The organism is Pseudazoarcus sp. NS34, assembly GCF_059703725.1.
Genome location: NZ_BAAKIZ010000001.1, coordinates 355,647 through 379,697 on the forward strand (window position 1 = coordinate 355,647; position 24,051 = coordinate 379,697).

Consider the following 24,051-nt stretch of genomic DNA (forward strand, 5'->3'; position numbering starts at 1 on the left):
ATCGCTGTGACCACCACCGAAGAGACCGGACAGAATGCTCATGCGGCCTCCACTTCCGGCAGGGCGCGCACCGCCGCCACAAAGACCTCTGCGCGATGCACGTAGTTGCGGAACATGTCGAGACTCGCGCACGCCGGTGAAAGCAGCACAGCGTCGCCCGGCTGCGCCAGCGTATTGGCGCGGCCCACCGCGGATTCCAGCGTGGTGGCGCGCTCACTGCTCGTGCCGACCGCCTCAAGCGCCGCAGCGATGCGCGGCGCGTCGCGCCCGATCAGCACGACGGCGCGGGCGTGGCGGGCAACCACTTCGGCGAGCGGACGGAAATCCTGACCCTTGCCGTCGCCGCCGGCAATCAACACCACCGGGCAGCCCAGGCCTTCCAACGCGGCAACCGTCGAGCCCACGTTGGTGCCCTTGGAGTCGTCATAGAACACGACGCCATCGGCACGGCGCGCAACTGGTTCAACCCGGTGCGGCAAGCCGCGAAAGCTGCGCAACGCAGCCAGCATCGCGTCCATCGGCGTACCGATTGCGCTCCCAAGCGCCAGCGTCGCCAGTGCGTTGAGTGCGTTGTGACGGCCGGCGATCAGCAGATCGGATTGGCGCATCAGGCGCTGGCTGCCGCATGCCAGCCAGGTGTCGCCGTCATGCTCGACAAGACCGAATTCGCCGATGCGTGGCGCAGCCGACCCAAAGGCGATACAGCGACGGCCCGCCTGCGCCATGTCGGCGACCAGCGGATCGTCGCGGTTGATGACCTGCACGCCGCGGCCGGCGTAGATCTGGGCCTTGATGGCAGCGTAGGCCTCAAGGCTGCCGTGGCGGTCAAGGTGATCGTCCGTGACGTTGAGTACCACTGCGGCATCTGCGGTAAAACTGCCGACGGTCTCGAGCTGGAAGCTCGACAACTCGATCGCCCAGCACTGCGGCAAGGCCTGCTGCGCCTCGAGGCGATCGACCAGCACCGCCAGCGCGGCAGGGCTGATGTTGCCGGCAGCGACCGCGTCCAGCCCGGCGCCGCACAGCACATGCGCGACCATCGCGGTAGTGGTGGTCTTGCCGTTGGTACCGGTGATGGCCACGATGCGCGTCGCGCCACGTTCCCCGAGTGCGTCCAGCGCGTCGGCGAACAAGGCCATTTCGCCGACCACCTCGATGCCGCGCTCACGCGCCGCGACGACAATCGGATCCTGCGGATCGATGCCTGGGCTGAGCGCCAGCACACCGACGCCGTCGAGCAGATCCAGCGGGAAGCCACCGACACGTATTTTTGCCGCGGGAACCGCTTCGCTCAGAGCGCGACGCATCGGCGGTTCGGCACGGCTGTCGGCCACGCGCAGGCGTGCACCGGCGCGGGCGCACCAGCGCGCCATCGCCAGACCGGTCTCGCCGATCCCCAGAACCAGCACGAGGGTATCGCGCAGCGTCTTCATCTGAGTTTCAAGGTCGACAGCCCGAACAGCACGAGCATGATGGTGATGATCCAGAAGCGCACGACGACTTGCGTCTCCTTCCAGCCGCTGAGTTCGTAGTGGTGATGCAGCGGCGCCATGCGGAAGATGCGTTTACCCCCGCTCATGCGGAAGTACGCCACCTGCAGCATCACCGACAGGGTCTCGGCCACGAACAGGCCACCCATGATGAACAGCACGATTTCCTGTCGCACGATCACGGCAATCACGCCGAGCGCCGCGCCCAGCGCCAGCGCGCCGACGTCGCCCATGAACACTTCCGCCGGATAGGCGTTGAACCACAGAAAGCCTAGGCCCGCGCCGCAGATCGCGCCGCACACCACGGCCAGCTCACCCGCGCCGGGAATGTAGGGCACACCCAGGTATTTGGAGAATCCGGCGTGACCGGCCACGTAGGCGAAGATCGCCAGCGCGCCGGCAACCATCACCGTCGGCATGATGGCCAGGCCGTCGAGCCCGTCCGTCAGGTTCACCGCGTGGCTGGTGCCGTTGATGACGAAGTAGGACAGGGCCACGAAGCCGAACAGACCCAGCGGCAGCGCCACCGACTTGAAGAAGGGCACGATCAGCTCGGTCTGCGCCGGCTCGGTGGCCGTCAGGCCCAGGTACAGCGCGGCGGCCAGAGCGATCAGCGAGGTCCACAGATACTTCCAGCGGCTCGGCAGGCCGCGCGGGTCGCGATGCACGACCTTGCGCCAGTCATCCACCCAGCCCACCGCGCCGAAGCCCAGCGTGACAAACAAGGTCACCCACACGTACTGATTCGACAGGTCGCCCCACAGCAGCGTCGTGACCGCGATGGCGATCAGGATCAGCGCACCGCCCATGGTCGGCGTGCCGGCCTTGGTGAGGTGGGATTTCGGGCCGTCGTCGCGCACCGCCTGACCGATCTTCTTGGCGGCCAGCCAGCGGATCACCGGAGGACCGAAGATGAAGGAGATGCCCAGCGCCGTCATCGCCGCCATCACGGTACGCAGCGTGATGTAGCCGAATACGTTGAATGCCCGGATGTCCTGCCCGAGCCACAGCGCGAGTTCAAGCAACATCGTCTTCTCCCTTGGCGGCCGCCAGCAGCGCGTCGACCACCCGCTCCATGCGCATGAAGCGCGAACCCTTTACCAGCACCACGCTGTCGGCATCCAGGCGCGGCAACAGCGCGGCCATCAGCGCCTCCGGTGTAGCGAAGTGCAGCGCGCCGTCACCGAAATTGCGTGCTGCCAGCGCGCTCATGTCGCCAAGTGCATACAGCGCCTCAAGGCCCTTGCTCTTGGCGTAGCCACCGACCTCGTCGTGCACCTGCGCGCTGATTTCACCGACCTCACCCATGTCGCCCAGCACCAGCGCGCGCCGGCCCGGCAATGCGGCCAGTACGTCGATGGCGGCGCGCACGGAATCGGGGTTTGCGTTGTAGCTGTCGTCGATGACCACCGCCCCGCGCGGCCCGCGCTTGCGCTGCAGACGTCCGCGGGTGCCGCCGTATGCCTCGAGGCCGGCGACTACCTCTGCCAAGGCCACGCCCGCTGCGAGGCAGGCGGCAGCAGCGCCGAGCGCATTGCGCACGTTGTGCTCGCCCGGCACGCTGAGCGCCACGTTGGCGCGGCCGGCGAAGGATTCGAGTTCCAGGCGGGCACCCAGGCCATGCAGCACTGCACGGCCACGAACATCCGCGTCGCGTTCCAGGCCGAAGGCCAGCACGCGATGTCCGGCCACGATGCCGCGCCAATAGTCGGCATGCGCGTCGTCAGCATTGATTACGGCAACCGTGTCGGCGCTGCCGGCGAGATAGATGTTGCCCTTCTCGCGAGCGACTTCCTCCAGCGAACCCATGCCCAGCAGATGCGCACGCTGGGCGTTGGTAACGACAGCCACGGTCGGGCGCGCGATGGCGGCCAAGCCGGCAATTTCACCGGGTTGGTTCATGCCCATCTCGATCACCGCCGCACGGTGGCCGGCGCGCAGGCGCAACAGCGTCAGCGGCAAGCCGATGTCATTGTTCAGATTGCCCTGCGTGGACAACACCGCGTCGTCCCCGAAAGCCGCGCGCAGGATGGAACTGCACATGTCCTTGACGGTGGTCTTGCCGTTGCTGCCAGTCACGCCGATCAGCGGAATGTCGAAGCGCGCGCGCCAATGCGCCGCCATCCGCCCCAGCGCCTGGCGCGTGTCCTCGACCACTAGCAGCGGCCCGGGCAGGTCGGCCAGGCGATCGAGCGCAGCGCGCTCGACCAGTGCGGCAACGGCGCCGGACGCAAATGCATCGGCGACGAAGTCGTGCGCATCAAAGTGCTCTCCGCGCAAGGCCACAAACAACATGCCGGGCGCAACCGCGCGGCTATCGCTGCCAACCTGCTCGAAATACGCGTCGTCGCTGCCGCGCAGCTCCGCTCCGAGTACGTCGCGCAGTTCGCCCACTCGCATCATGCGTCTGCGCCTCCTGTTGCGCTGCGCGCGCGCAGCGCGGCAACCACCTCTTCCGCATCGGAGAACGGCAGACGCTCTCCGCGCACTTCCTGATAGGGCTCGTGCCCCTTGCCGGCAACCACCACCACGTCGTCGGCAGCCGCAGCAGCCACGGCGCGAGCAATCGCCAGCGCACGGTCCATCTCGCATTCGGCTGCAGCACCGCAACCTGCCAGCACCATCGCCGCAATTGCGGCAGGGTCTTCGCTGCGCGGGTTGTCGCTGGTCACCAACACCTGATCAGCCAGTTTTGCGGCGACCTCACCCATCAGCGGGCGCTTGCCCGGATCGCGATCACCACCGCAACCGAACACGCACACCACGCGACCGCCGCGCCCGCGAGCCGTGTCGCGCGCAGCCTCCAGCACCTTGGTCAGGGCGTCCGGCGTATGTGCGTAATCCACCAACACCAGCGGCTCGCCAACACCGCCAAACAACTGCATGCGCCCGGCGGGCGGCACAAGGCGGCTCACGGCGCGCACCGCATCGTCGAAAGCGATGCCGCGTGCCAGCAAGGCACCGACCACCCCGAGCGCGTTGGAAACATTGAATTCACCGACCATGCCCAGCGCCACGTCGGCGCGCTCGCCCTGCCAATGCACGCTGAAGCGCAAGCCGGTCGGCGTGCTGGTGATGGCGCTCGCCGCAAGCACGTCTGCACCCTGAATGTCTGCGCCCCGCCGGGTGCAAGCGACGACCGGCACATCGCGCGCCAGCAGCCCGCGCGCCAGCGCCAGGCCGAAGGCATCGTCAATATTGACGACCGCATGTCCGACGCCGGGCAGGTCGAACAGCCTAGCCTTGGCTTCGGCATACGCGTCCATGTTGCCGTGGTATTCGAGGTGGTCACGGGTGAGGTTGGTGAACATCGCCACCGCAAAGCGCACACCGTTGACGCGTCCTTGGTCGAGCCCGATGGAAGACACTTCCATGGCCACCGCTCGCACCCCCTGGTCGCGGAACTGCGCCAGCATGCGGTGCACGTTGAGCGCGTCAGGCGTGGTGTTCACCAATGGTTCGAGCGCGCCCTGCACGCCCCAGCCAAGCGTGCCGATCACGCCACAGTGGGTGCCACTGGCGTCGAGCGCCTGTGCCAGCCACTGGCTGGAGGTAGTCTTGCCGTTGGTGCCGGTAACGCCAGCGACCCACAGGTCGTCCGACGGGCAGCCATAGAACTCATGCGCGAGGAAGCCCGACAGCCCGCGCAGATCACTCACACCGATGCACGGCACGACGGCATTGCTCGGCACGCCGCTGCCGGCGCTCTCGCACAACACGGCGACCGCGCCGGCAGCGACAGCCGCAGCGATATGGTCGCGCCCATCAGCCTGTGCACCCGGCATGGCCAGAAACAGGTCGCCCGGTGCAACACGCCGTGAATCCGACTGCAGGCCGGACGGCATGACGCCGCCTGCGCGCAGACGCTCGATCAGTTCGCGGGCCTGTTGGGCGGCGCTCACATCTTGCCCCGCGGAGCCACTTCGTTTTCGGCCAGATGCAACGGCACCAGCGGCGCATCCGGCGCGACGCCGAGCGCACGCAGGCTGGCTTCGGTCACGCGCGAGAACACCGGCGCTGCAACCGCCCCGCCGTAATGCTGGCCGGCGGTCGGCTCATCAATCATCACTGCGACCACGATGCGCGGATCGGAGGCCGGCGCGAAGCCGACAAAGGACGACACGTACTTGTCGGTGTAGCGGCCGGCTTCGACCTTGTGTGCGGTGCCGGTCTTGCCGGCCACGCGGTAGCCGGTGACGCGCGCACGCGGCGCGGTGCCGCCCGGCCCGGCCGCTTTCTCGAGGACGGCCCGCATGGTCTGCGCGGTAGCGGCGGAAAACACGCGCCGCCCCTCGGGCGGCGTATCGGTACGCACCAGCGACAGCGGCAGGAGATCGCCATCGCGCGCAAAGACGAGATACGCCCTCGCCATGTGCAGCAAGGTCGTCGACAAGCCGTGGCCGTAGGACATGGTGGCCTGCTCGATCGGCCGCCAGCTGCTTGCGGGGCGCAGCAGGCCGCCCGCGGCGCCCGGGAAACCAAGCTCCAGCGGCACGCCCAGACCAAGCGACGAGAACATGTTCCACATGTCCTGCGGGTCCATCTCGAGTGCGATGCGGGCGGTGCCGATGTTCGACGACTTCTCGATCACCTGCGAGACCGTCAGCTGCCCGTGGTTGCGCACATCGCTGATGGTGGCGCGACCAATGGTCATGCGGCCACCGCCGGTGTCGATCAACGTCTCGGGCGTGACTCGGCGCATTTCCATGGCCAGCGCGCCGATGAAGGGCTTCATCGTCGAACCCGGCTCATACAGGTCAGTCACCGCGCGGTTGCGCAGCTGGGCGCCGGACAGGGTGCTGCGGTTGTTGGGGTTGAAGGTCGGCGCATTGACCAGCGCCAGCAACTCGCCGGTGCGCACATCGAGCACGGCCACCGCGCCCGCAGCCGCCTGATGCTCTGCCATGGCCTGGCGCAGCGCGGTATGGGCGATGAACTGGATCTGCTTGTCGATCGACAGCGCAACATCTTCGCCGTCACGCGGGGCGCGAATGGTGCCGACTTCCTCGATGATCTCGCCGCGCCGGTCGCGGATTACGCGGCGCGCGCCGGGCTCGCCGCGCAGGCGGTCCTCGAAGGCCAGCTCCATGCCTTCCTGGCCGCGATCGTCGATGTTGGTGAAGCCCAGCACGTGCGCCCACACTTCGCCGCCGGGGTAGAAGCGCTGATAGGCCTGATCCTGACCGATGCCGGGCAGACGCAGCTCCGCGATGCGGCGCGCGACGTCCGGCGCAACCTGACGGTTCAGATAAACGCGATCGCGCGCGCTGCTGAGCAGGCGGTTCAGCGCCTCCGCGTCCATGCCGAGCAAGCCGGCCAGACGGCGTGCGTCGGCCGGCGCGAACTGCGCTTCACGCGGCGCCGCCCAGATCGCGCGCACCGGGGTGCTCACCGCCAGAATGTCGCCGTTACGGTCGGTGATGCGTCCGCGCGAAGCCGGCAGCGGCACCACCCGCGCAAAACGCTGTTCGCCACGGGCCTGCAGGGTTTCGTGATTGAAGCCTTGCAGCCACGCCGCACGCGCCATCAGCACAACCGAACCCGCGAGCAGCAACACCAGCACCAGACGCGCGCGCCAGATCTGCAAGCTGCTCTCAAGCAAGGGGTTGTGCGGACGCGCCGTGCGACGCTTGTTCATTTTCCTTCTCCGACGACGATCACCCGGCCGGCAGCCGGCTCGGACAAGCCAAGACGCTCGCGCGCGATCGGCTCGATCCGGGTCAGTGCAGCCACGGTGCTCACTTCCAGCTGCAGCTGGCCCCACTCGACCTCAAGCTGATGCGCGCGAGCCTGCTCACGTTCGTATTCGGAATGCAGCTTGCGCGACTGATGCTGCGCCGCCACCACGCCAAGCGAACTGGCCACGACCAGTGCCACCAGCGGAATTTCGAGGCGCATCACGCTGCCACCTCGGTACGTTCGGCCACACGCATGACGGCACTGCGCGAGCGCGGATTCGTCCGCACCTCATCGGTCGAGGGCTTGACCGCCTTGCCGACCAGATGCATTCGCGGCTGCGGCAGTTCGCTGGCCCGCAGCGGCAAACGCGCAGGTCCGGCGTCCGGCCGGGCCTCGTCACGCATGAAGCGTTTCACGATGCGATCCTCGAGGCTGTGGAAGCTGATCACCACGAGACGCCCGCCCGGCACCAGACGTGCCATCGCGGCGGGCAACACGCGGCTCAGCTCCTCGAGCTCTTGATTGATGAAAATCCGTAAAGCCTGAAAGCTGCGCGTCGCCGGGTGCTGCCCCGGCTCGCGTGTGCGGACCGCCTTTTCCACGAGCGCGGCAAGTTGTCCAGTGGTCGCAACAGCCCCCCCTGTCCGAGCAGTTGCAATCGCCTTTGCAATCGCATGAGCAAACCGTTCTTCTCCATAGTCCCTCAACACCTCCGTGATTTCGGCGACGCTGGCTGTCGCCAGCCAGTCCGCCACCGTGGGCCCGCGAGTCGTATCCATGCGCATGTCCAGCGGCGCATCGAACCGGAAACTCATGCCACGCTCGGCTTCGTCGAGCTGAGGGGACGAAACCCCAAGATCCAGCAACACACCATCAACACGCTCAATGCCCAGCTCGTCGAGGCATTCGGCCAGTTCGCTGAACGGCGCATGCACCAGCGTCAGGCGCGCGTCATCGATCTCGCCGCCCGCCGCGATCGCACGCGGATCGCGATCAAAGGCCACCAGGCGCCCCTTCGCGCCAAGCCGCGCGAGAATCGCCCGGCTGTGACCACCGCGCCCGAAAGTGCCGTCGACATACAGCCCGTCGGGCTTGATCTCCAGCGCTTCGACCGCCTCAGTGAGCAGGACCGTGACGTGCGTCCGCTCGGCACTCATAGCGCCAGGCTCTCGAACCCCGGCGGCAAGCCGTCGCCATCGAGCGACTGCATCGCCTCCTGCTGCGCCTGCCAGCCGGCGTCGGACCACAGCTCGAAATGCGAGCCCTGCCCGACCAGCCAGACCTGCTTGTCCAGCCCCGCCCATTGACGCAGCGAAGGCGCGATCACCGTGCGGCCGGCGCCATCGAGCGTTTCACTCTGGGCGTAACCGATGAACAGACGCTTGAGGGTGGCGGTACGGGGATCGAGACCAGGCATGGCGGCGATCTGACGGCTGATCGGCTCCCAGGCGTTCTGCGGGTAGACGAGAAGACAGCGATGGGGGTGCGCAGTGATGACCAGCGGCGCACCGTCCGGCACCAGGGCCTCGCGATGACGCGCCGGGACCGCTATGCGGCCCTTGGCATCGACACTGAGCGCGGCTGCACCCTGGAACATCGCACCCCCTGTTTTTGACTTGGACTCGGCTAAATCACCACCGAACCCCACTTTTTTCCACTTGCTGCCACTCTAGAGTAAAGAATTTCCACGGTCAAGCTGCGAACAAGGGGATTCTCGTTGCACCACAAGGACTTACCGGGCAACTAAAAACATCAGGATTTCCCGATAAATCAATGCTCCGGGCGCGGGTCTTGAGACCTCACCGGAGGAGCGGCGAAACATCTGGAAGGAAATGGCGAAACGGTGGGGAGAAATGAAAAACGCCACCGTCGCGAGTTGCGACGGTGGCGCTGAATTGGTGTGGAAGTTCGCCGGTAAGCCGGGTTCTGTCGAGGCCCGCCGCGTGAGCGGCGAACCCGGGCAATCATTCCTCTGGGAGCCGCGTTGCCACGACCCTCTAGCAGCCTACCCGGGAGCGACGCGAGCCACGCCATTACTCCCCTATTTGGCCTTGCCCCGGATGGGGTTTGCCGTGCCGGTTCTGTTACCAGTCCCGCGGTGAGCTCTTACCTGGCGGCGCTTTCGCACCGCCCGGGGCCTCGCTCACGCTCGACCCCGCACCGTTTCACCCTTACCTGTGCCCTGAACAGCGGGCCTTTCGGCCCACTCTTCATTTCGAAGCGCGAACCTTTCGGTTCACTCTTCTTAAAAGACTTTGCCGCCTTGCGGCGGCGAAGTCCGAGCCATCGGCGGTCTGCTCTCTGTTGCACTTTCCGTCGCCTCACGGCGCCCGGCCGTTAGCCGGCATCCTGCTCTGCGGGGCCCGGACTTTCCTCCACACACAACGAGGTGTGCAGCGATTGCCTAGCGAACTTCCGGGGCGGATTATACGCCGCCCTCAGCCCCGGGTCGGGACGAATACAGGCTTGTCCGAGCCGGGGCGGAACTGGCCGACGGCGGGACCTGGTTGGGCGCCGGTCGGGTTGGCCCAATCCTGCACGAGACACCGCTCGGTACTGGCGAGATACCAGCGGTCACCCTGGTGCAAGGCCCACATTAGATAGCCGGCCTCATAGACATCGATCGGCGTCATGGTCTTGGCATCGCCGTGGATGGCGACCTTGCGCTGGCACGACGGCAGACGCGACACGATGAGGTACTGGTTAACTTCCTTGTCCCAAAAATACGGCTGTTCGCGCACCAGGATCACGGCGTGCTGATTGCTCTCCATGGTGTATGAAGTCGCGCTGTTCTCGCATGCCACCAGCAGCAGTGCGCACAACGCCAGCAGCGCCAGACGCAGTCGGCGTTTCATGCCTGGACCAGCGTCCAGCCGATGCTCTCGCCCGCTCGCAGCGGCACGACGCTCTGTCCGTTGATCCACGGATACGATTGCGGAACAGTCCATGATTCCCTCACCAGCGTGATGTGCTCGCGGTTCGGCGCGAGTCCGTAAAACGCAGGGCCATTGAGGCTGGCGAACGCCTCCAGCTTGTCGAGCGCGCCCGCGCGTTCGAATACTTCTGCATAGAGCTCGATGCCGGCATGCGCAACATAGCAGCCGGCACATCCGCAAGCCGACTCTTTATCGCCCTTGGCATGCGGGGCCGAATCGGTGCCGAGGAAGAAGCGCGCGTCACCCGATGTCGCGGCGTCGACCAGCGCACGGCGGTGCTGCTCGCGCTTGAGCACCGGCAGGCAGTAGTGATGCGGGCGAATACCGCCAGCGAAGATCGCGTTGCGGTTCATCAGCAGATGGTGCGGCGTAATGGTGGCGCCGACATTGCTTGCTCGCGAGCGCACGAAATCGACCGCCGCCGAAGTGGTGATGTGCTCGAACACCACGCGCAAGCCGGGGAAACGCTCGACCAGCGGCGTCAGCACGCGCTCGATGAAGACGTGCTCGCGATCGAACACGTCGATCTCGGAGTCGGTGACTTCACCATGTACACACAGCACCAGTCCGCGCTGCTCCATGCGCTCGAGCACCGGGTAGACCTTGGTGATGTCGGTCACACCGGAATCCGAGTTGGTCGTCGCCCCCGCCGGATAGAGCTTGAGCGCCACCACCACACCGCAATCCTTGGCGCGATCGATCTCGTCCGGCGACATGTTGTCGGTGAGGTACAGCGTCATCAGCGGATCGAAGTTCATGCCGGCCGGCACGGCCGCAAGAATGCGCTCACGGTAGGCCACCGCCGCCTCGGCGGTAGTCACCGGCGGACGCAGATTGGGCATGATGATGGCGCGCCCGAAGCGCTCCGCGGTGTGGGGGACAACGGCCGCCAGCGCGTCGCCGTCGCGTACGTGCAGGTGCCAGTCGTCGGGCCGCACGAGGGTGATGGATTGCATGTCTGCCTGAGCCTTGCTTGATGACGTCATTCTAATCCCTGTTTCAGTTCGAGCGCCCGCGCGTACAGCAGCTTGCGTGGCGCTCCGGTGATCTCTGCAGCCAGCTGCGCGGCCATTTTCAGCGGCAAGTCACGCAGCAAAACACTCAATACCCGTTCGGCCTCGGCGGGCATGCCTTCGACCGGCGGACAAGCCGATACGACCAGCACGAACTCGCCGCGCCCGCGATCCGAATCGGCCGCCAGCCAAGTCGACGCATCGGCCAGCGGCATGCGCACGATCTGCTCGTGGCGCTTGGTGATCTCGCGCGCAATGACAATTTCCCGCTCGGTCCCCAGCACTTCGGCCAGATCGGCCAAACATTCGGCGATGCGGTGCGGCGACTCATACACCACCAGCGGCACCGGCGAATCGGCCAGCGCCTGCAGGGCCGTTCGGCGTGCCGCCGATTTCGGCGGCAGGAAACCGACAAAGCGAAAGCCCCACTCGCCCATGCCTGACGCCGACAACGCAGCAACTGCGGCGCACGCGCCCGGCACCGGCACCACCGCAAAGCCGGCTTCCAGCACCCGCGCCACGGCACGCGCGCCGGGGTCCGATACGGCGGGCGTGCCGGCGTCGCTGATCATCGCAACGTGCTTGCCCTCGCCGAGCAACGCGATGAGTTTGGTCGCCGCCGTCTGCTCGTTGTGCTCGTGCAGCGCCAGCAGATTGGCGCGGATGCCATGGGCGTCGAGCAGCCGCTGACTGTGGCGCGTGTCCTCGGCCGCCACCACATCGGCCTCCCGCAGCACGCCGAGCGCGCGCGCGCTGATATCGGACAGGTGCCCGATCGGCGTGGCCACCACATACAATGACGGCGTACTGGAGAGGAAACTCGCGGAGTCGCGCATGGGCGGACGTTCCGAAACGGGAAAGGCAGGCATTGTCGGCTCCGGCGGCACCAGCGCGCAAGCGCTCGGCCTGCAGGCCGAGGCGCTGGCCGAGCGTCTGCTCACCCGCCAGGGCCTGCGAATCCTCGAACGGCGCCTGCGTTGCCGCGGCGGCGAAGTCGACCTGATCTGCCTGGAAGGCGCCACGCTGGTGTTCGTCGAAGTGCGGCTGCGCGCACCGGGGCGCTTCGGCGACGCCGGCGACAGCATCACAGCCACCAAACAACAACGCATCATTCACGCTGCGCAATGGTGGCTGGCCGGCGCCGGGCAGGCTCACGCGCGCCGGGCGATGCGTTTCGACGCCGTGCTGCTCGATCGGCTCGAGGTCAGTTCGGCGCGCTGGCTGCGCGGCGCCTTCGATGCGGGCGCTTGGTAACTGCGTGTAAGGCGCGGCTCAGGCCGACTGCGCCGAGAGGCATACTTTGAGCATCGATTCTGCGCCGCAACACGCGTGCTAGACTGCGACTCCCGCCGGATTACGGCGTTTTCTGCCCCGCCATCATGGACCTCATCAAGCGTATTTCCCGTCAGTTCGAAGACAGCGCCGCCGTCAAGCTGCAGGCCCAGGCGCAACTCGCCGCGCCGATTGCCGGCGCCGTCGAGGCGATGACCCAGAGCCTGCTCGCCAACGGCAAGATCATGGCCTGCGGCAACGGCGGCTCGGCCGCCGACGCGCAGCATTTCGCCGCCGAACTGCTCAACCGTTTCGAGATGGAGCGCCCGCCGCTGGCAGCCATTGCGCTGACCACCGACAGCTCGACGCTGACCTCGATCGCGAACGATTACGACTATGTGCAGGTCTTCTCCAAGCAACTGCGCGCGCTTGGGCAGCCCGGCGATGTGCTGCTGGCAATTTCGACCAGCGGCAATTCACCCAACGTCATCGACGCCATCCATGCTGCACATGAACGTGAAGTACGAGTGATCGCTCTGACTGGCAAGGGTGGCGGCAAGATGACCGAACTGCTCGGCCCGAACGATATTCACATCTGTGTACCGTCCGATCGCACGGCCCGCATTCAGGAAGTGCACCTCGTGGTGCTGCATTGCCTGTGCGACGGAATCGATTGTCTTCTGCTAGGAGTCGAAGAATGAATCACACCCCCGCTCTCAACCGCCGCCGGATCCTGCTCGGACTTGCCGCCGGCGCGAGCCTGCCGCTGGTTCAGGGCTGCGCCCCGCTGCTCGTCGGCGGCGGCGCTGCCGGCGCCGTAGTCGCCTACAACGATCGCCGCACCTCCGGCGCCATGGTCGAGGACGAAGGCATCGAGTGGCGCACCCGTCGCCGCCTGCGCGACCGCTTCGGCAACGCCGTGAACATCAGCGTCACCTCGTACAACCGCACCGTGCTGCTGACCGGCCAGGTGCCCTACGCCACCATGCGCGACGAAGCCCAGCAGATCGCCGCGCAGGTCGAGAACGTGCAAGGCATGGTCAACGAGCTGCAGATCTCCGGCCTGAGCACGCTGTCCGAGCGCAGCAACGACGCCATGCTGACGTCGATGGTCAAGGCCCGCCTGGTTGACGACAAGAGGCTCGCCGCCAACCACATCAAGGTCGTGACCGAAGGCGCCACGGTCTACCTGATGGGCATCGTGACCCAGCCTGAGGCCGAGGCCGCCACCGAAGTCGCTCGCACGACCCGTGGCGTGACGAAGGTCGTACGTGTATTCGAGATCGTCAGCGCGGAACAAGCCGCCAAGTTCGACGCCGGCAAGAAATCCGACAACGGCAACTGAACAACGGCGCGCGCTAGCGCGCCAAGGCGGTCAGCAGCTTGCCATGCACGCCGCCGAAACCGCCGTTGCTCATCACCAGCACATGGTCGCCGTCCCGCGCTTCGCGCACCACGGCGGCGACCAGTGCATCCAGATCCTCGAACACCCCGCCCAGACGCCCGCCCAGCGGCGCCAGCGCCTCGGCAGCATCCCAGCCCAGCCCCTTGCCGTAGCAATACACCTCGTCGGCCAGCAACAGGCTGTCGGCCAGGCGTGACTTCATGGTGCCGAGCTTCATGGTGTTGGAGCGCGGCTCCAGCACGGCCAGAACGCGCCCACCCGGCTCGCGCTTGCGCAGCCCTTCGACGGTGAGCGCAATCGCCGTCGGGTGATGGGCGAAATCGTCGTACACCGTTACGCCACGCTCGACCCCACGCACCTCCATGCGACGACGTATGCCGGAGAAACTTTCCAGCGCCTCGATCGCCACCGCCGCCGGCACGCCAACATGGCGGGCCGCCGCCACGGCCGCCAGCGCATTGCTGCGGTTGTGGCTCCCCGACATCGGCATCTTCGCGCGCCCGACCTCCTGGCCCGCATGCGAGAACACGGCGGCCAGCTCATCCGGAGCCGAGACACTCCACTCGGCCTCATCGCCAAAGCGCTCGACCTCCGACCAGCAGCCACGCTGCAGTACGCGATCAAGACTGGCCTCGGCGGCATTCGACACGATGCGTCCGCTGCGCGGCACGGTGCGCACCAGGTGATGGAACTGCGTTTCGATGGCGGCCAGGTCGGCAAAAATGTCGGCGTGGTCGAATTCAAGGTTGTTCAGAATCGCCGTGCGCGGGCGGTAGTGCACAAACTTCGAACGTTTGTCGCAGAAAGCCGTGTCGTACTCATCGGCTTCGATCACGAAGAACGGCGTCTCACCCAGCCGCGCCGAAATGCCGAAGTTACCCGGCACGCCGCCAATCAGAAATCCCGGCTTGAGGCCGCCGTATTCGAGCATCCACGCCAGCATCGAGCTGGTCGTGGTCTTGCCGTGAGTGCCCGCCACCGCCAGCACCCAGCGCCCGGCCAGCACGTGCTCGGCCAGCCACTGCGGCCCGGAAACATACGGCAAGCCCCGGTCGAGAACTTCCTCCAGCAGCGGATTGCCGCGCGACACCGCATTGCCGACCACGAACAGATCGGCGCCGTTGCCAGCCTGCGCCGCGTCATAGCCCTCGACCAGCCGAATGCCCTGCTCTTCGAGCTGAGTGCTCATCGGCGGATAGACATTGGCGTCACAGCCCGTCACGGTATGCCCGGCCGCCCGCGCCAGCAGAGCAACCCCGCCCATGAAGGTGCCGCAGATGCCAAGGATGTGGATGTGCATTCGTGCTCCCGGAAGCGGCCCCGAGTCAGGAGGGCCGTGTAGAATCGGGGCATTCTACATCCACGCCGACGAGCTCCGAGCCGCCAGCATGCGCCACCACCCTTTACCGCCGCGAAGCAGCTACATCCGGCGCGAGATCGCCGCGCTAGCTGCCCGCCTGATGGCCGAGGACGGCATCAGCGACTTCGGATTCGCCAAGCGCAAAGCCGCAAAGCAGCTTGGCGTATCCGAAACCGAAGCACTGCCCAACAACGCCGAGATCGAAGCGGAACTGCGCGCCTGGCACGCCATCTACCAGGACGACGAGCAGGAAGACCGCATTCGCGCGATGCGCGAAACGGCCGTCGAGATCATGCACATGCTCGACGAGTTCCGCCCCTACCTCACCGGCGGCGTGCTCGAAGGCACGGCCGGGCGTTACTCGGAGGTCGAGATCGAGCTCTATCCAGAGAGCGCCAAGGACGTCGAGATCTTCCTGCTCAACCAGGACGTGCAGTACGAGCACCGCGAGTCGCGCCGCGTCACCAACTACATGCCCGAAGTCATCCTCAGCTTCGAGTGGGACGAAGTGCCGGTGCGGCTGACGGTGCACGAGCAGGTGGCCGAGCGCGCGCCACGCCGGGGCGCCGAGCGCGCCCGTGTGGCCGCCATCGAGGCCCTGCTGCAAGAAGAAGAGAAGCCGAGAGAAGAATGAAGAAAAGCCTGCGCAGCCTGTTGATCGTTATCGCCGCCCTTGCGGCCGGCGCCGCCGGCATCTACGCCGGCCAGGTCGTCAACAAGCCGCGCACGCCGGAAGGTGTCACCGCCGCGGCACTGCCGGCCCTCATGGCCACCGCCCTGCCCGATGCAGACGGCGTTGCGCACACGCTGTCGGATTGGCAAGGCAAGGTGCTGGTGGTGAACTTCTGGGCCACCTGGTGCCCGCCCTGCGTCAAGGAAATTCCCGAATTCTCGGCCGTCAGCCGCCACTACGCCGACCAGCCGGTGCAGTTCGTCGGCCTGTCGATCGATTCCGCCGACAATGTGCGCGACTTCCGGGAGCGTTTCGACGTACCCTACCCGCTGCTCGTCGGTACGAGCGACACGCTGAAGCTCGCCGCCGAGTTCGGCAACACCGCACGCGCGCTGCCGTTCACGGTCATTCTCGGCCTTGACGGACAAGTTCACGATGTCACACTGGGCACCTTGAGCGAAGCTGAACTCAAGGGCAAAATCGAGTCCCTGCTGCGCTCCTGATGCATCCAGCGTATCTCCGGATACTGGACAAAATGCATCGATCTACGGCAAACTCGCCGACATGATGCAATCAAAACGCAAGAAATCCTCGGAAGCACCGCCTCCTCGCGGCCGCATTCTTGCCCTGCATGGCCCCAACCTGAACCTGCTCGGCACGCGCGAACCCGAGGTATACGGCCGCACCACGCTCTCCGACATCCACACCGCGATGGAAGCGCGCGCGCAAGCTCAAGGCGTTGTTGTCGAGTCCTTCCAGAGCAACCACGAAGGCCAGCTCGTCGACCGCGTGCAAGCCGCCGCGGCCGAAGGCATTGATTTCATCATCATCAACCCCGCCGCTTACACCCACACCAGCGTCGCGCTGCGCGATGCCCTGGCGGCGGTGAGCATTCCCTATATTGAAGTGCACCTGTCGAATGTCCATGCGCGCGAAGCCTTCCGCCACCATTCGTATTTCTCGGACCGCGCCGTCGGCGTGATCTGCGGACTGGGTGCCGACGGCTACATGGCTGCGCTGGATTTCGCTCTGGCGCGGCTCGACCAAAACTGAAACCACCTCTGGCAACGCCTCGCGGCGTCCGCCACCCACGGAGACAAGAATGGATTTGCGCAAGCTGAAGAAACTCATCGACCTCGTTCAGGAATCGGGCATCTCCGAGCTGGAGGTCACCGAAGGCGAAGAGAAGGTTCGCATTGCCAAGCATCTGCCGGCCGCCCCGGCGGTCAGCTACGTCGCCGCGCCCGCAGCACCGGCCACCGTCGCACCGAGCGTCGCCGTCTCCACGGGCGGGGATGACGCCGACTCGCTGCCGAGCGGTCACGTCGTCAAGTCGCCGATGGTCGGCACCTTCTATCGCGCGCCGTCACCCGGCGCCAAGGCCTTTGTCGAGGTTGGCGACAACGTCACCAACGGCGCCCGCCTGTGCCTGATCGAAGCCATGAAGCTGATGAACGAAATCGAGTGCGACGCCGACGGCGTGGTCAAGGCCATCCTCGTCGAGAACGGCCAGCCGGTCGAATACGGCCAACCGCTCTTCATCATCGGTTGAGCGCGCGCATGTTTGAAAAGATCCTGATCGCGAACCGCGGGGAAATCGCCCTGCGCGTGCTGCGCGCCTGCCGCGAGCTCGACATCCGCACGGTTGCCGTGCATTCCGAGGCCGACACCGAAGCCAAATACGTCAAGCTCGCCGACGAATCCGTGTGCATCGGCCCGGCACCGTCCGGCCAGAGCTACCTGCACATCCCTAGCATCATCGCCGCCGCGGAAGTCACCGACGCAGAAGCCATCCACCCCGGTTACGGCTTCCTGTCGGAAAACGCCGATTTCGCCGAGCGCGTCGAACAATCCGGCTTTTCCTTCATCGGCCCGCGCGCTGAAACCATTCGCCTCATGGGCGACAAGGTTTCCGCCAAGGACGCCATGAAAGTCGCCGGCGTACCCTGCGTACCCGGCTCCGAAGGCGCCCTGCCGGAAGACCCGGCCGAGATCCTGCGCATCGGGCGCGACGTCGGTTATCCGGTGATCATCAAGGCCGCCGGCGGCGGTGGTGGACGCGGCATGCGCGTGGTGCATACCGAAGCTGCGCTGCTCAACGCCGTCACCATGACGCAGACCGAAGCCGGCTCGGCCTTCGGCAACCCGACCGTGTACATGGAGAAGTTCCTCGAGAATCCGCGTCACGTCGAGTTTCAGGTGCTGGCGGACCAGCACGGCAACGCCGTGCATCTGGGCGAGCGCGACTGCTCGATGCAGCGCCGCCACCAGAAGGTCATCGAAGAAGCGCCCGCTCCCGGCATCCCGCGCGAGCTGATCAACAAGGTCGGCGAGCGCTGCGCCGAAGCCTGCCGTCGCATCGGCTACCGTGGCGCCGGCACCTTCGAGTTCCTGTACGAGAACGGCGAGTTCTACTTCATCGAGATGAACACCCGTGTGCAGGTCGAGCACCCGGTCACCGAGATGATCACCGGCATCGACATCGTGCAGGCACAGATCCGCGTCGCCGCTGGCGAGAAGCTGTGGTTCGGCCAGAACGACATCAAGTTCCACGGCCATGCCGTGGAGTGCCGCATCAACGCCGAAGACCCGTTCAAGTTCACCCCCAGCCCCGGCAAGGTCACCAACTGGCACATGCCGGGTGGCCCCGGCGTGCGCGTCGATTCGCACGTGTACAGCGGTTACACCATCCCGCCGCACTACGACTCGATGATCGGCAAGCTCATCACCTACGGTGACACGCGCGAGCAGGCCATCCGCCGCATGCGCATTGCGCTGTCGGAGATGGTGGTCGAAGGCATCAAGACCAACGTGCCGCTGCACCAGGAACTGATGTTCGACAACCGCTTCGTCGAAGGCGGCACCAGCATCCACTATCTCGAACATCGTCTCGCCGAACGCGGCGATCTGAAGCACGGCTGAACGCCACGGAGGCACGGATGTGGATTTCGGTCACGCTGCAGGCTGAGGCGAATCAGGCCGAATCCCTGTCCGAAGCATTGATGGACGCCGGCGCCCTGTCGGTGTCCATCGAGGACGCCGACGCCGGCACCGACGCGGAGAAGCCCCAATTCGGCGAGCCGGGGCATCTACCCACCGCGCTGTGGGACCACAGCCGCGTAGTCGCGCTGTTCGACACCACCACCCCGCTGGAACGCGCCTTGGTCGAGGCGTCCAACGCCGTCGGCCTGGCCGCCGTGCCGCCGTTCACCTGCGAGCACGTGGCCGAGCAAAACTGGGTACAGCTCACGCAAAGCCAATTCGACCCCATCCGCATCACCGAGCGCATGTGGATCGTGCCGTCGTGGCACGACGCGCCCGACAGCGACGCCATCAACATCGAACTCGACCCCGGCATGGCCTTCGGCACCGGCTCGCACCCCACCACCCGGCTGTGCCTGGAGTGGCTGTGCGAAGCCGTCACGGCAGGCAGCTCGGTGCTCGATTACGGCTGCGGCTCGGGCATTCTCGGCATTGCCGCGGTGCGTCTGGGGGCCAGTGACGTGCTTGGTATCGACATCGACGAGAAAGCCGTCGAGGCCGCCCGCGACAACGCCCAGCGCAACCACGTCGAGATGCGCCTGCAGCATTCCGGCGAGCCGCTGGGCGAGCAGTTCGACATCGTCGTGGCCAACATCCTGACCAACCCGCTCAAGGTGCTCGCTCCGCTGCTGGCCGCGCGCGTCGCGCCCGGCGGGCGCATTGCGCTGTCCGGCGTGCTGGCCGAGCAGGCCGACGATGTGATCGCCGCCTACGCCCCCTTCATCCCGCTCGAAGTCGGCGCCACGCACGAAGGCTGGGCGCGACTGCAAGGCCGCAAACCGCCCGCATCATGACCATCACACGCTGCCCGGCTTGCTCGACCGCGTTCCGGGTCAGCCCCGAGCAGCTTGCGCTGCGCAACGGGCGCGTGCGCTGCGGGCATTGTTACCGCCCCTTCGACGCGCTCGCCCACCGCATCCCGGACGAGCCCGCCCTCGCCCCGGAACCGCCATCGCAGATTCCGCCGGTCATCCAGCCGCGACGGGCAGCCGGGCACACACCCCCGGCCGCTCCCACGCCGGAGCCCCAACCGGCACACGCCGCGCCGCCACCTGAAGCTCCGCCTGCACCGCAGCCGCCGCCTTTCGTCCGGCCGCCGGAACCGCCGGCAGCACCACCCCCTGTAACGCCGGAGCCGGAGCCGGAGCCCGAGCCCGAGCCTGAGCCGGACCTTGCTCCGCTCTCCGAACTGCCGGACCTCGACTTCCAGCTCCCGGAGATTCCGTACGTCGAGCCGGATACCTGGATCGACACCGACCCGCGTACCGAGCTCAGATGGAAGCCGGTCGAAGAGCGCGCTGCCACGCTGGAAGCCATGGGCCACCCCTGGCACAGCACCGAAACCCGCATCGACCCGCCGCTCGACGCTTCCGACGACGGCCTGCCGCCACCCGCGCCCGCCTCGGTCGAAGCGCGCGCCCAGGCCATTGAGGATGACGTCGACCACTGGCGCACCAAAACCTACGCCCCGCCTACCAAGCCCGTTCGCCATCGCTGGCTGTGGGCGCTGTGCATCGGCACGCTGCTGGGCATCCTCGGCGCGCAGGCAAGCTACATCTGGCGCGAGCCAATCACCCGCGAATGGCCGCAACTGCGCCCGCTCTACCTCGAAGCCTGCGCCCGCCTCGGCTGCACCATCCCGCTGCCGCGCGTGGTCAGCGAACTGGCCATCGAGCGCTCCAACCTCGAATTCAACGCCCCCGGCAGCCCCTACTATCAGCTGCAGGCCGTGGTGCACAATCGTGCGCCGCACCCGCAGCAAGTGCCACACATCGAACTCACCCTCACCGACCTCGCCGACCAGCCGCTGATCCGCCGCGCGCTCACGCCGGCAGAGTGGCTGCCCAAGGATTTCGTGCAAGAAGACGGCATTGCGGCAGGCGCACGCGTGGAGTTCACGCTGCCGTTCTCAGCGCGTGAAGTGAAGGGGGTAACGGGGTTCAGGGTGGTGGCGTTTTATCCCTGAGAGGGATGGCTTCAGTCAGGGAGCCAAAGCACACAGCTTGGCAATCCACGCATGGTCCTCAAGCTCACGCGCGCTCATCGGCGGCATCCGCCCACCCCAGGCGCGCTCAATGAGCTCACGCACGAACGTCTGATCATCGATCAGCAATACCACTCCGTCCGCTGAAAGCACCAGCCCCCCGAACACCTGCCTCTCCGGCCGGTTCTTTCGCTCGCCCTGCGGAAGCACCCTTGCGAGCAGCGCTTGCCGTACGCGCTCGAAGTCCAGCGCACCTTCCTGCACCTCCACTCTGCGCGGCAGCGCGCCGTAGCTCAAGAAAGCAGCCCCGCCTTGCCGGACCATCAGACGGCAACCACCGTGCGGCAGGTCGACGCTCAGCCATTGGGGCGGAGGCTGTTGCGCCAGGACAGTCGTCGGAAATGCCATGACCGCGATGCACAGCGCGACCTTGAGGAGATGAGCGGAAGCGGTCGAAATCAGCATGATTGAGCCTTCGCGTGTTTAGCCGAATCGAACAACTTAATGTAGCGACTCATGCATCGGCCAATTCGGCGCAATGCCCTTCGGTTATTGCGCCTACGTGGGCTGGACGGATGATGGACCTCTCCGGGAAGCGGGCCAGGTGCCATGCGGGTGCGAGTCACCTCGAACGAAGGGTTAGGCCTCACTGACAAACTCGGCCCTGGCGGATGAGAGTACTTGCAGCACTGCAATTGCTTCGCGATCAGCTGCCTCGGGTGAACCGTTGTACGTTACCAGTAGCAAAGTGCCACCGCTACGCAAGAACCAGCGCGACCAGCACGCGCCATCGATTGCGTAGCAAACGGTCACGCCGGTGAAGTCACCGCACTGCGTGGCAGTTACTGGCCCCCAGTCATTGGCTTGCTCCAGCAGGAACTCCTGAAGGTCAGCGTCGGTGACGTCACCTGCCTTCTTCTGCACGGAGCTAACCTGAAGCGCTCCATCTCCCGACAACTCGAGCGTGAGGCACTCCGGGTGGTCGGTAACCGTCCACTCGTCTCCCACTTCTAGCGACCACGAAGGACAACCGATACGCATGCGCTTCCTTGTGAGGCCTAACGTAGAGGTGAGGGGCGGCTGCCGGCTTGCCGGCAGGCGTCCCTCTCGACCGCCAGGTTAGGGCGGGCGCAATGGGGAAGATGGTTAAGGCTGCGTTTGAACTGCGATAACCGTAACTTCACTGCCGCCGACCTCAATTGATTTCTTCCAAACGTTCTTGATATTTGCAACGGCCAAGAACTCGCCACCGTATGCCTTGGACGTAAGTTCTTTATGGAGAGCAGGGGTAAGTCCCGGCAGCGAACCAGCCGGAATGTTTGAGCACCACGAAGAAATGAAGCCTTTGAAATTGCTGTGGCTCCCTTGTGTTACCCGATTAGCCCCTTTGTACGAGACGATGTATGTGTAGAGCGGCATTGACGAGAGTCCTAACCTTGATTTAGGCAGCAAAACTACCGGATAACTTGTTCACGCATGCTCAAGCACTCCTGTCAGAACACGCACACAAATCCAATCGTATCAGTCGCTTAAAACCAACCAACCGATACCGTCCCCAAATAAAAACACGTGAAAAGCCGCACAACCTGAAGCGCGATTCTGCGCATGCCGGGTGCATCGAAGCATAAACGCATCATTCACCGAAGCGCCACTCCCAAATGAAAAGCGGCCCGAAGGCCGCTTTGTTTTGCTCAGCGCGTCACGCGCGTTGTTCGTCCGTCTTTCACCAGCCTCACCCGTTGCCCCGGCGCAAAGTTCTCGCCCTGGTCTTCCTGCACGACGGCGACGAGGCGGCCGCTGTCGAGTTGGACGGTGATTTCGACGCCGTTGCTGCGGGTGACGCCTTCTTCGACTGCCGAGCCGGCGAGGCCGCCGGCGACAGCGCCCAGCACCATGGCGATGCTGCGGCCGCTGCCGCCGCCTACGCCGCTGCCGGCGATACCGCCGATGGCGCCGCCGGCGATGGTGCCGACCGGGGTCTTGGTGCCTTCGAGGCGCACCCCGCGCACGGATTCGATGGTGCCCATTTCGATATCCATGGTGCGGCGGGCTTCGCCTCGCTCATAAGTGCCGCCCCCGAGGCCGGAGGCGCAGCCGCCGAGCAGCAGCGCGGCAAGGCCGATTACGATCCAGCCGGAATACTGTTTGCTGATGTTCATGACCACAATTCCTCTTCAAACGCTTCACGATAAATGCGCGCGATGTCTTCACGCGAGGGGCGGTGATTCTGCCCGCCGCGCTGTGCGATCTTGATCGCCCCCATGACCGAGGCGAGCCGGCCGGTGCGCTCCCAGCCGAGATCGTTGGCAATGCCGTACAGCAGACCGGAGCGGTAGGCGTCGCCGCAACCGGTGGGGTCTTCGATACGCTCGGCCGCCACACAGGGGATGTCGATGCGCTTGCCGCCGGTGTAGATCTGCGAGCCTTCGGCGCCACGCGTGACGATCAGCGCCTCGACGCGGGCTGCGACCTCTTCCAGCGACAGGCCGGTGCGATCGCACAACATCTGCGCTTCGTAGTCGTTGACGGCACACCAGGTGGCGAGGTTCAGGAAGCGCAACAAATCCTCACCATTGAACATCGGCAGACCCTGACCCGGATCGAAGATGAAGGGGATGCCGGCGGCGGCGAACTGCTCGGCATGCTGCACCATGCCGTCGCGCCCGTCGGGGGCGACGATGCCGAGCTTCATGCCGAGTGCGTCGGTGACGGCGTTCTCATGCGCGTGGGTCATCGCGCCAGGGTGGAAGGCGGTGATCTGGTTGTCGTCGAGGTCGGTGGTGATGAAGGCCTGCGCAGTGAAGGTGCCGGGCACCTGGCGCAGGTTGGCGCGCGACAGGCCGAGCGCATCGAGGCGGCTGATGTAGGGCGCGGCGTCGTCACCCACGGTGGCCATGATGCGCGCGTCCGCACCGAGCAGCTTGAGGCTGTAGGCGATGTTGCCGGCGCAGCCGCCGAATTCGCGGCGCATGTCGGGCACCAGGAAAGAGACGTTCAGCACGTGGATCTTGTCCGGCAGGATGTGATTTTTGAAACGATCGTGGAACACCATGATCGTGTCGTAGGCCATCGAACCGCACACCAGAATCGTCATCGTCCCGCTCCTTGCGAAAACGCGATTATAGGCGCCCCGACTCGCGCCCCTGCGTAACCGCGGCGTAACTCCTTCGTCATTCGACTGCAACGCGGCCTTCCCA

Annotated in this window: 26 protein-coding genes and 1 other RNA gene; 10 read left to right on the top strand and 17 right to left on the bottom strand. The window is 65.9% G+C overall.

The annotated features are described in order from the left end of the window. Positions 1-38 precede the first annotated feature (38 nt). The 12 genes from murD to rsmI form a co-directional block, all read right to left on the bottom strand. Positions 39-1,433: a UDP-N-acetylmuramoyl-L-alanine--D-glutamate ligase gene (gene murD, locus AC6H0N_RS01755; RefSeq protein WP_497572331.1), complete on the bottom strand. Its 1,395-nt coding sequence runs from the start codon at positions 1,431-1,433 to the stop codon at positions 39-41. Continuing rightward, positions 1,430-2,518, bottom strand: coding sequence for a phospho-N-acetylmuramoyl-pentapeptide-transferase (gene mraY / locus AC6H0N_RS01760; RefSeq protein ID WP_497572332.1), 1,089 nt, complete (start codon positions 2,516-2,518; stop codon positions 1,430-1,432). Before mraY ends, murD begins: the two co-directional genes overlap by 4 nt. Further along, positions 2,508-3,893 carry a UDP-N-acetylmuramoyl-tripeptide--D-alanyl-D-alanine ligase gene (locus tag AC6H0N_RS01765; protein ID WP_497572333.1) on the bottom strand — a complete coding sequence of 462 codons (1,386 nt, stop codon included), beginning with the start codon at positions 3,891-3,893 and terminating at the stop codon, positions 2,508-2,510. Before AC6H0N_RS01765 ends, mraY begins: the two co-directional genes overlap by 11 nt. Further along, on the bottom strand, positions 3,890-5,392 hold the full coding sequence (locus AC6H0N_RS01770; RefSeq protein WP_497572334.1) for a UDP-N-acetylmuramoyl-L-alanyl-D-glutamate--2,6-diaminopimelate ligase: 1,503 nt from the start codon (positions 5,390-5,392) through the stop codon (positions 3,890-3,892). The genes AC6H0N_RS01765 and AC6H0N_RS01770 overlap by 4 nt, the downstream gene beginning before the upstream one ends. Next, positions 5,389-7,128 carry a peptidoglycan D,D-transpeptidase FtsI family protein gene (locus AC6H0N_RS01775; protein WP_497572335.1) on the bottom strand — a complete coding sequence of 580 codons (1,740 nt, stop codon included), beginning with the start codon at positions 7,126-7,128 and terminating at the stop codon, positions 5,389-5,391. Before AC6H0N_RS01775 ends, AC6H0N_RS01770 begins: the two co-directional genes overlap by 4 nt. Next, positions 7,125-7,388 carry a cell division protein FtsL gene (gene ftsL, locus AC6H0N_RS01780; RefSeq protein WP_497573228.1) on the bottom strand — a complete coding sequence of 88 codons (264 nt, stop codon included), beginning with the start codon at positions 7,386-7,388 and terminating at the stop codon, positions 7,125-7,127. Before ftsL ends, AC6H0N_RS01775 begins: the two co-directional genes overlap by 4 nt. After that, positions 7,388-8,326, bottom strand: coding sequence for a 16S rRNA (cytosine(1402)-N(4))-methyltransferase RsmH (gene rsmH, locus AC6H0N_RS01785; RefSeq protein ID WP_497572336.1), 939 nt, complete (start codon positions 8,324-8,326; stop codon positions 7,388-7,390). The genes ftsL and rsmH overlap by 1 nt, the downstream gene beginning before the upstream one ends. Next, positions 8,323-8,766 (bottom strand): division/cell wall cluster transcriptional repressor MraZ, encoded by a 444-nt coding sequence (mraZ, locus tag AC6H0N_RS01790; RefSeq protein WP_497572337.1) that lies wholly within the window; start codon positions 8,764-8,766, stop codon positions 8,323-8,325. Before mraZ ends, rsmH begins: the two co-directional genes overlap by 4 nt. Positions 8,767-9,068: 302 nt before the next feature. Next, an RNA gene (gene rnpB / locus AC6H0N_RS01795) (RNase P RNA component class A) lies at positions 9,069-9,585 on the bottom strand. A gap of 22 nt (positions 9,586-9,607) precedes the next feature. Beyond that, positions 9,608-10,024: a hypothetical protein gene (locus AC6H0N_RS01800; protein WP_497572338.1), complete on the bottom strand. Its 417-nt coding sequence runs from the start codon at positions 10,022-10,024 to the stop codon at positions 9,608-9,610. Next, positions 10,021-11,061, bottom strand: a complete 1,041-nt coding sequence (gene pyrC / locus AC6H0N_RS01805; RefSeq protein ID WP_497572339.1) for a dihydroorotase — start codon at positions 11,059-11,061, stop codon at positions 10,021-10,023. The genes AC6H0N_RS01800 and pyrC overlap by 4 nt, the downstream gene beginning before the upstream one ends. 26 nt (positions 11,062-11,087) lie before the next feature. After that, the gene (rsmI, locus tag AC6H0N_RS01810; RefSeq protein ID WP_497572340.1) at positions 11,088-11,954 is read right to left on the bottom strand and encodes a 16S rRNA (cytidine(1402)-2'-O)-methyltransferase; all 867 of its coding nucleotides are present in this window, start codon (positions 11,952-11,954) and stop codon (positions 11,088-11,090) included. Between rsmI and AC6H0N_RS01815 the strand changes: the two genes are divergently transcribed. The 3 genes from AC6H0N_RS01815 to AC6H0N_RS01825 all read left to right on the top strand — a co-directional run bounded on the left by AC6H0N_RS01815 (position 11,953) and on the right by AC6H0N_RS01825 (position 13,735). Then, positions 11,953-12,372 carry a YraN family protein gene (locus AC6H0N_RS01815; protein ID WP_497572341.1) on the top strand — a complete coding sequence of 140 codons (420 nt, stop codon included), beginning with the start codon at positions 11,953-11,955 and terminating at the stop codon, positions 12,370-12,372. The two genes, rsmI and AC6H0N_RS01815, sit on opposite strands and share 2 nt — an antisense overlap. A 125-nt stretch (positions 12,373-12,497) precedes the next feature. Beyond that, positions 12,498-13,091, top strand: coding sequence for a phosphoheptose isomerase (locus tag AC6H0N_RS01820; protein WP_497572342.1), 594 nt, complete (start codon positions 12,498-12,500; stop codon positions 13,089-13,091). Beyond that, on the top strand, positions 13,088-13,735 hold the full coding sequence (locus AC6H0N_RS01825) for a BON domain-containing protein (RefSeq protein ID WP_497572343.1): 648 nt from the start codon (positions 13,088-13,090) through the stop codon (positions 13,733-13,735). Before AC6H0N_RS01820 ends, AC6H0N_RS01825 begins: the two co-directional genes overlap by 4 nt. A 13-nt stretch (positions 13,736-13,748) precedes the next feature. Here AC6H0N_RS01825 and mpl read toward each other — a convergent pair whose 3' ends face one another. After that, positions 13,749-15,095, bottom strand: a complete 1,347-nt coding sequence (gene mpl, locus AC6H0N_RS01830; protein WP_497572344.1) for a UDP-N-acetylmuramate:L-alanyl-gamma-D-glutamyl-meso-diaminopimelate ligase — start codon at positions 15,093-15,095, stop codon at positions 13,749-13,751. 88 nt (positions 15,096-15,183) lie between these two features. On the opposite strand from mpl, the gene AC6H0N_RS01835 reads away from it, so the two are divergent. The 7 genes from AC6H0N_RS01835 to AC6H0N_RS01865 all read left to right on the top strand — a co-directional run bounded on the left by AC6H0N_RS01835 (position 15,184) and on the right by AC6H0N_RS01865 (position 20,836). Then, the gene (locus AC6H0N_RS01835; protein WP_497572345.1) at positions 15,184-15,789 is read left to right on the top strand and encodes a hypothetical protein; all 606 of its coding nucleotides are present in this window, start codon (positions 15,184-15,186) and stop codon (positions 15,787-15,789) included. Further along, entirely contained in the window at positions 15,786-16,331 is a 546-nt protein-coding gene (locus AC6H0N_RS01840) for a TlpA family protein disulfide reductase (RefSeq protein WP_497572346.1), read from the top strand. Before AC6H0N_RS01835 ends, AC6H0N_RS01840 begins: the two co-directional genes overlap by 4 nt. Positions 16,332-16,392: 61 nt before the next feature. After that, positions 16,393-16,881, top strand: a complete 489-nt coding sequence (gene aroQ, locus AC6H0N_RS01845; RefSeq protein ID WP_497572347.1) for a type II 3-dehydroquinate dehydratase — start codon at positions 16,393-16,395, stop codon at positions 16,879-16,881. Between the two features lie 49 nt (positions 16,882-16,930). Beyond that, positions 16,931-17,380: an acetyl-CoA carboxylase biotin carboxyl carrier protein gene (gene accB / locus AC6H0N_RS01850; protein WP_497572348.1), complete on the top strand. Its 450-nt coding sequence runs from the start codon at positions 16,931-16,933 to the stop codon at positions 17,378-17,380. A gap of 8 nt (positions 17,381-17,388) precedes the next feature. Further along, entirely contained in the window at positions 17,389-18,750 is a 1,362-nt protein-coding gene (gene accC / locus AC6H0N_RS01855) for an acetyl-CoA carboxylase biotin carboxylase subunit (RefSeq protein ID WP_497572349.1), read from the top strand. A gap of 17 nt (positions 18,751-18,767) precedes the next feature. Then, positions 18,768-19,664 (top strand): 50S ribosomal protein L11 methyltransferase, encoded by an 897-nt coding sequence (gene prmA, locus AC6H0N_RS01860; protein ID WP_497572350.1) that lies wholly within the window; start codon positions 18,768-18,770, stop codon positions 19,662-19,664. Further along, complete coding sequence (locus tag AC6H0N_RS01865) at positions 19,661-20,836, top strand: zinc-ribbon and DUF3426 domain-containing protein (protein WP_497572351.1); 1,176 nt, start codon at positions 19,661-19,663, stop codon at positions 20,834-20,836. The genes prmA and AC6H0N_RS01865 overlap by 4 nt, the downstream gene beginning before the upstream one ends. A gap of 15 nt (positions 20,837-20,851) precedes the next feature. Here the strand turns inward: AC6H0N_RS01865 and AC6H0N_RS01870 are convergent, their stop codons facing one another. From AC6H0N_RS01870 to AC6H0N_RS01885, 4 genes are all read right to left on the bottom strand, one after another. Next, complete coding sequence (locus AC6H0N_RS01870; protein WP_497572352.1) at positions 20,852-21,319, bottom strand: hypothetical protein; 468 nt, start codon at positions 21,317-21,319, stop codon at positions 20,852-20,854. 174 nt (positions 21,320-21,493) lie between these two features. Continuing rightward, on the bottom strand, positions 21,494-21,778 hold the full coding sequence (locus AC6H0N_RS01875; protein ID WP_497572353.1) for a hypothetical protein: 285 nt from the start codon (positions 21,776-21,778) through the stop codon (positions 21,494-21,496). Between the two features lie 767 nt (positions 21,779-22,545). Continuing rightward, positions 22,546-23,013 carry an outer membrane lipoprotein gene (locus tag AC6H0N_RS01880; protein WP_497572354.1) on the bottom strand — a complete coding sequence of 156 codons (468 nt, stop codon included), beginning with the start codon at positions 23,011-23,013 and terminating at the stop codon, positions 22,546-22,548. Beyond that, positions 23,010-23,948, bottom strand: coding sequence for a carbohydrate kinase family protein (locus AC6H0N_RS01885; RefSeq protein ID WP_497572355.1), 939 nt, complete (start codon positions 23,946-23,948; stop codon positions 23,010-23,012). Before AC6H0N_RS01885 ends, AC6H0N_RS01880 begins: the two co-directional genes overlap by 4 nt. Between the last annotated feature and the right edge of the window lie 103 nt (positions 23,949-24,051).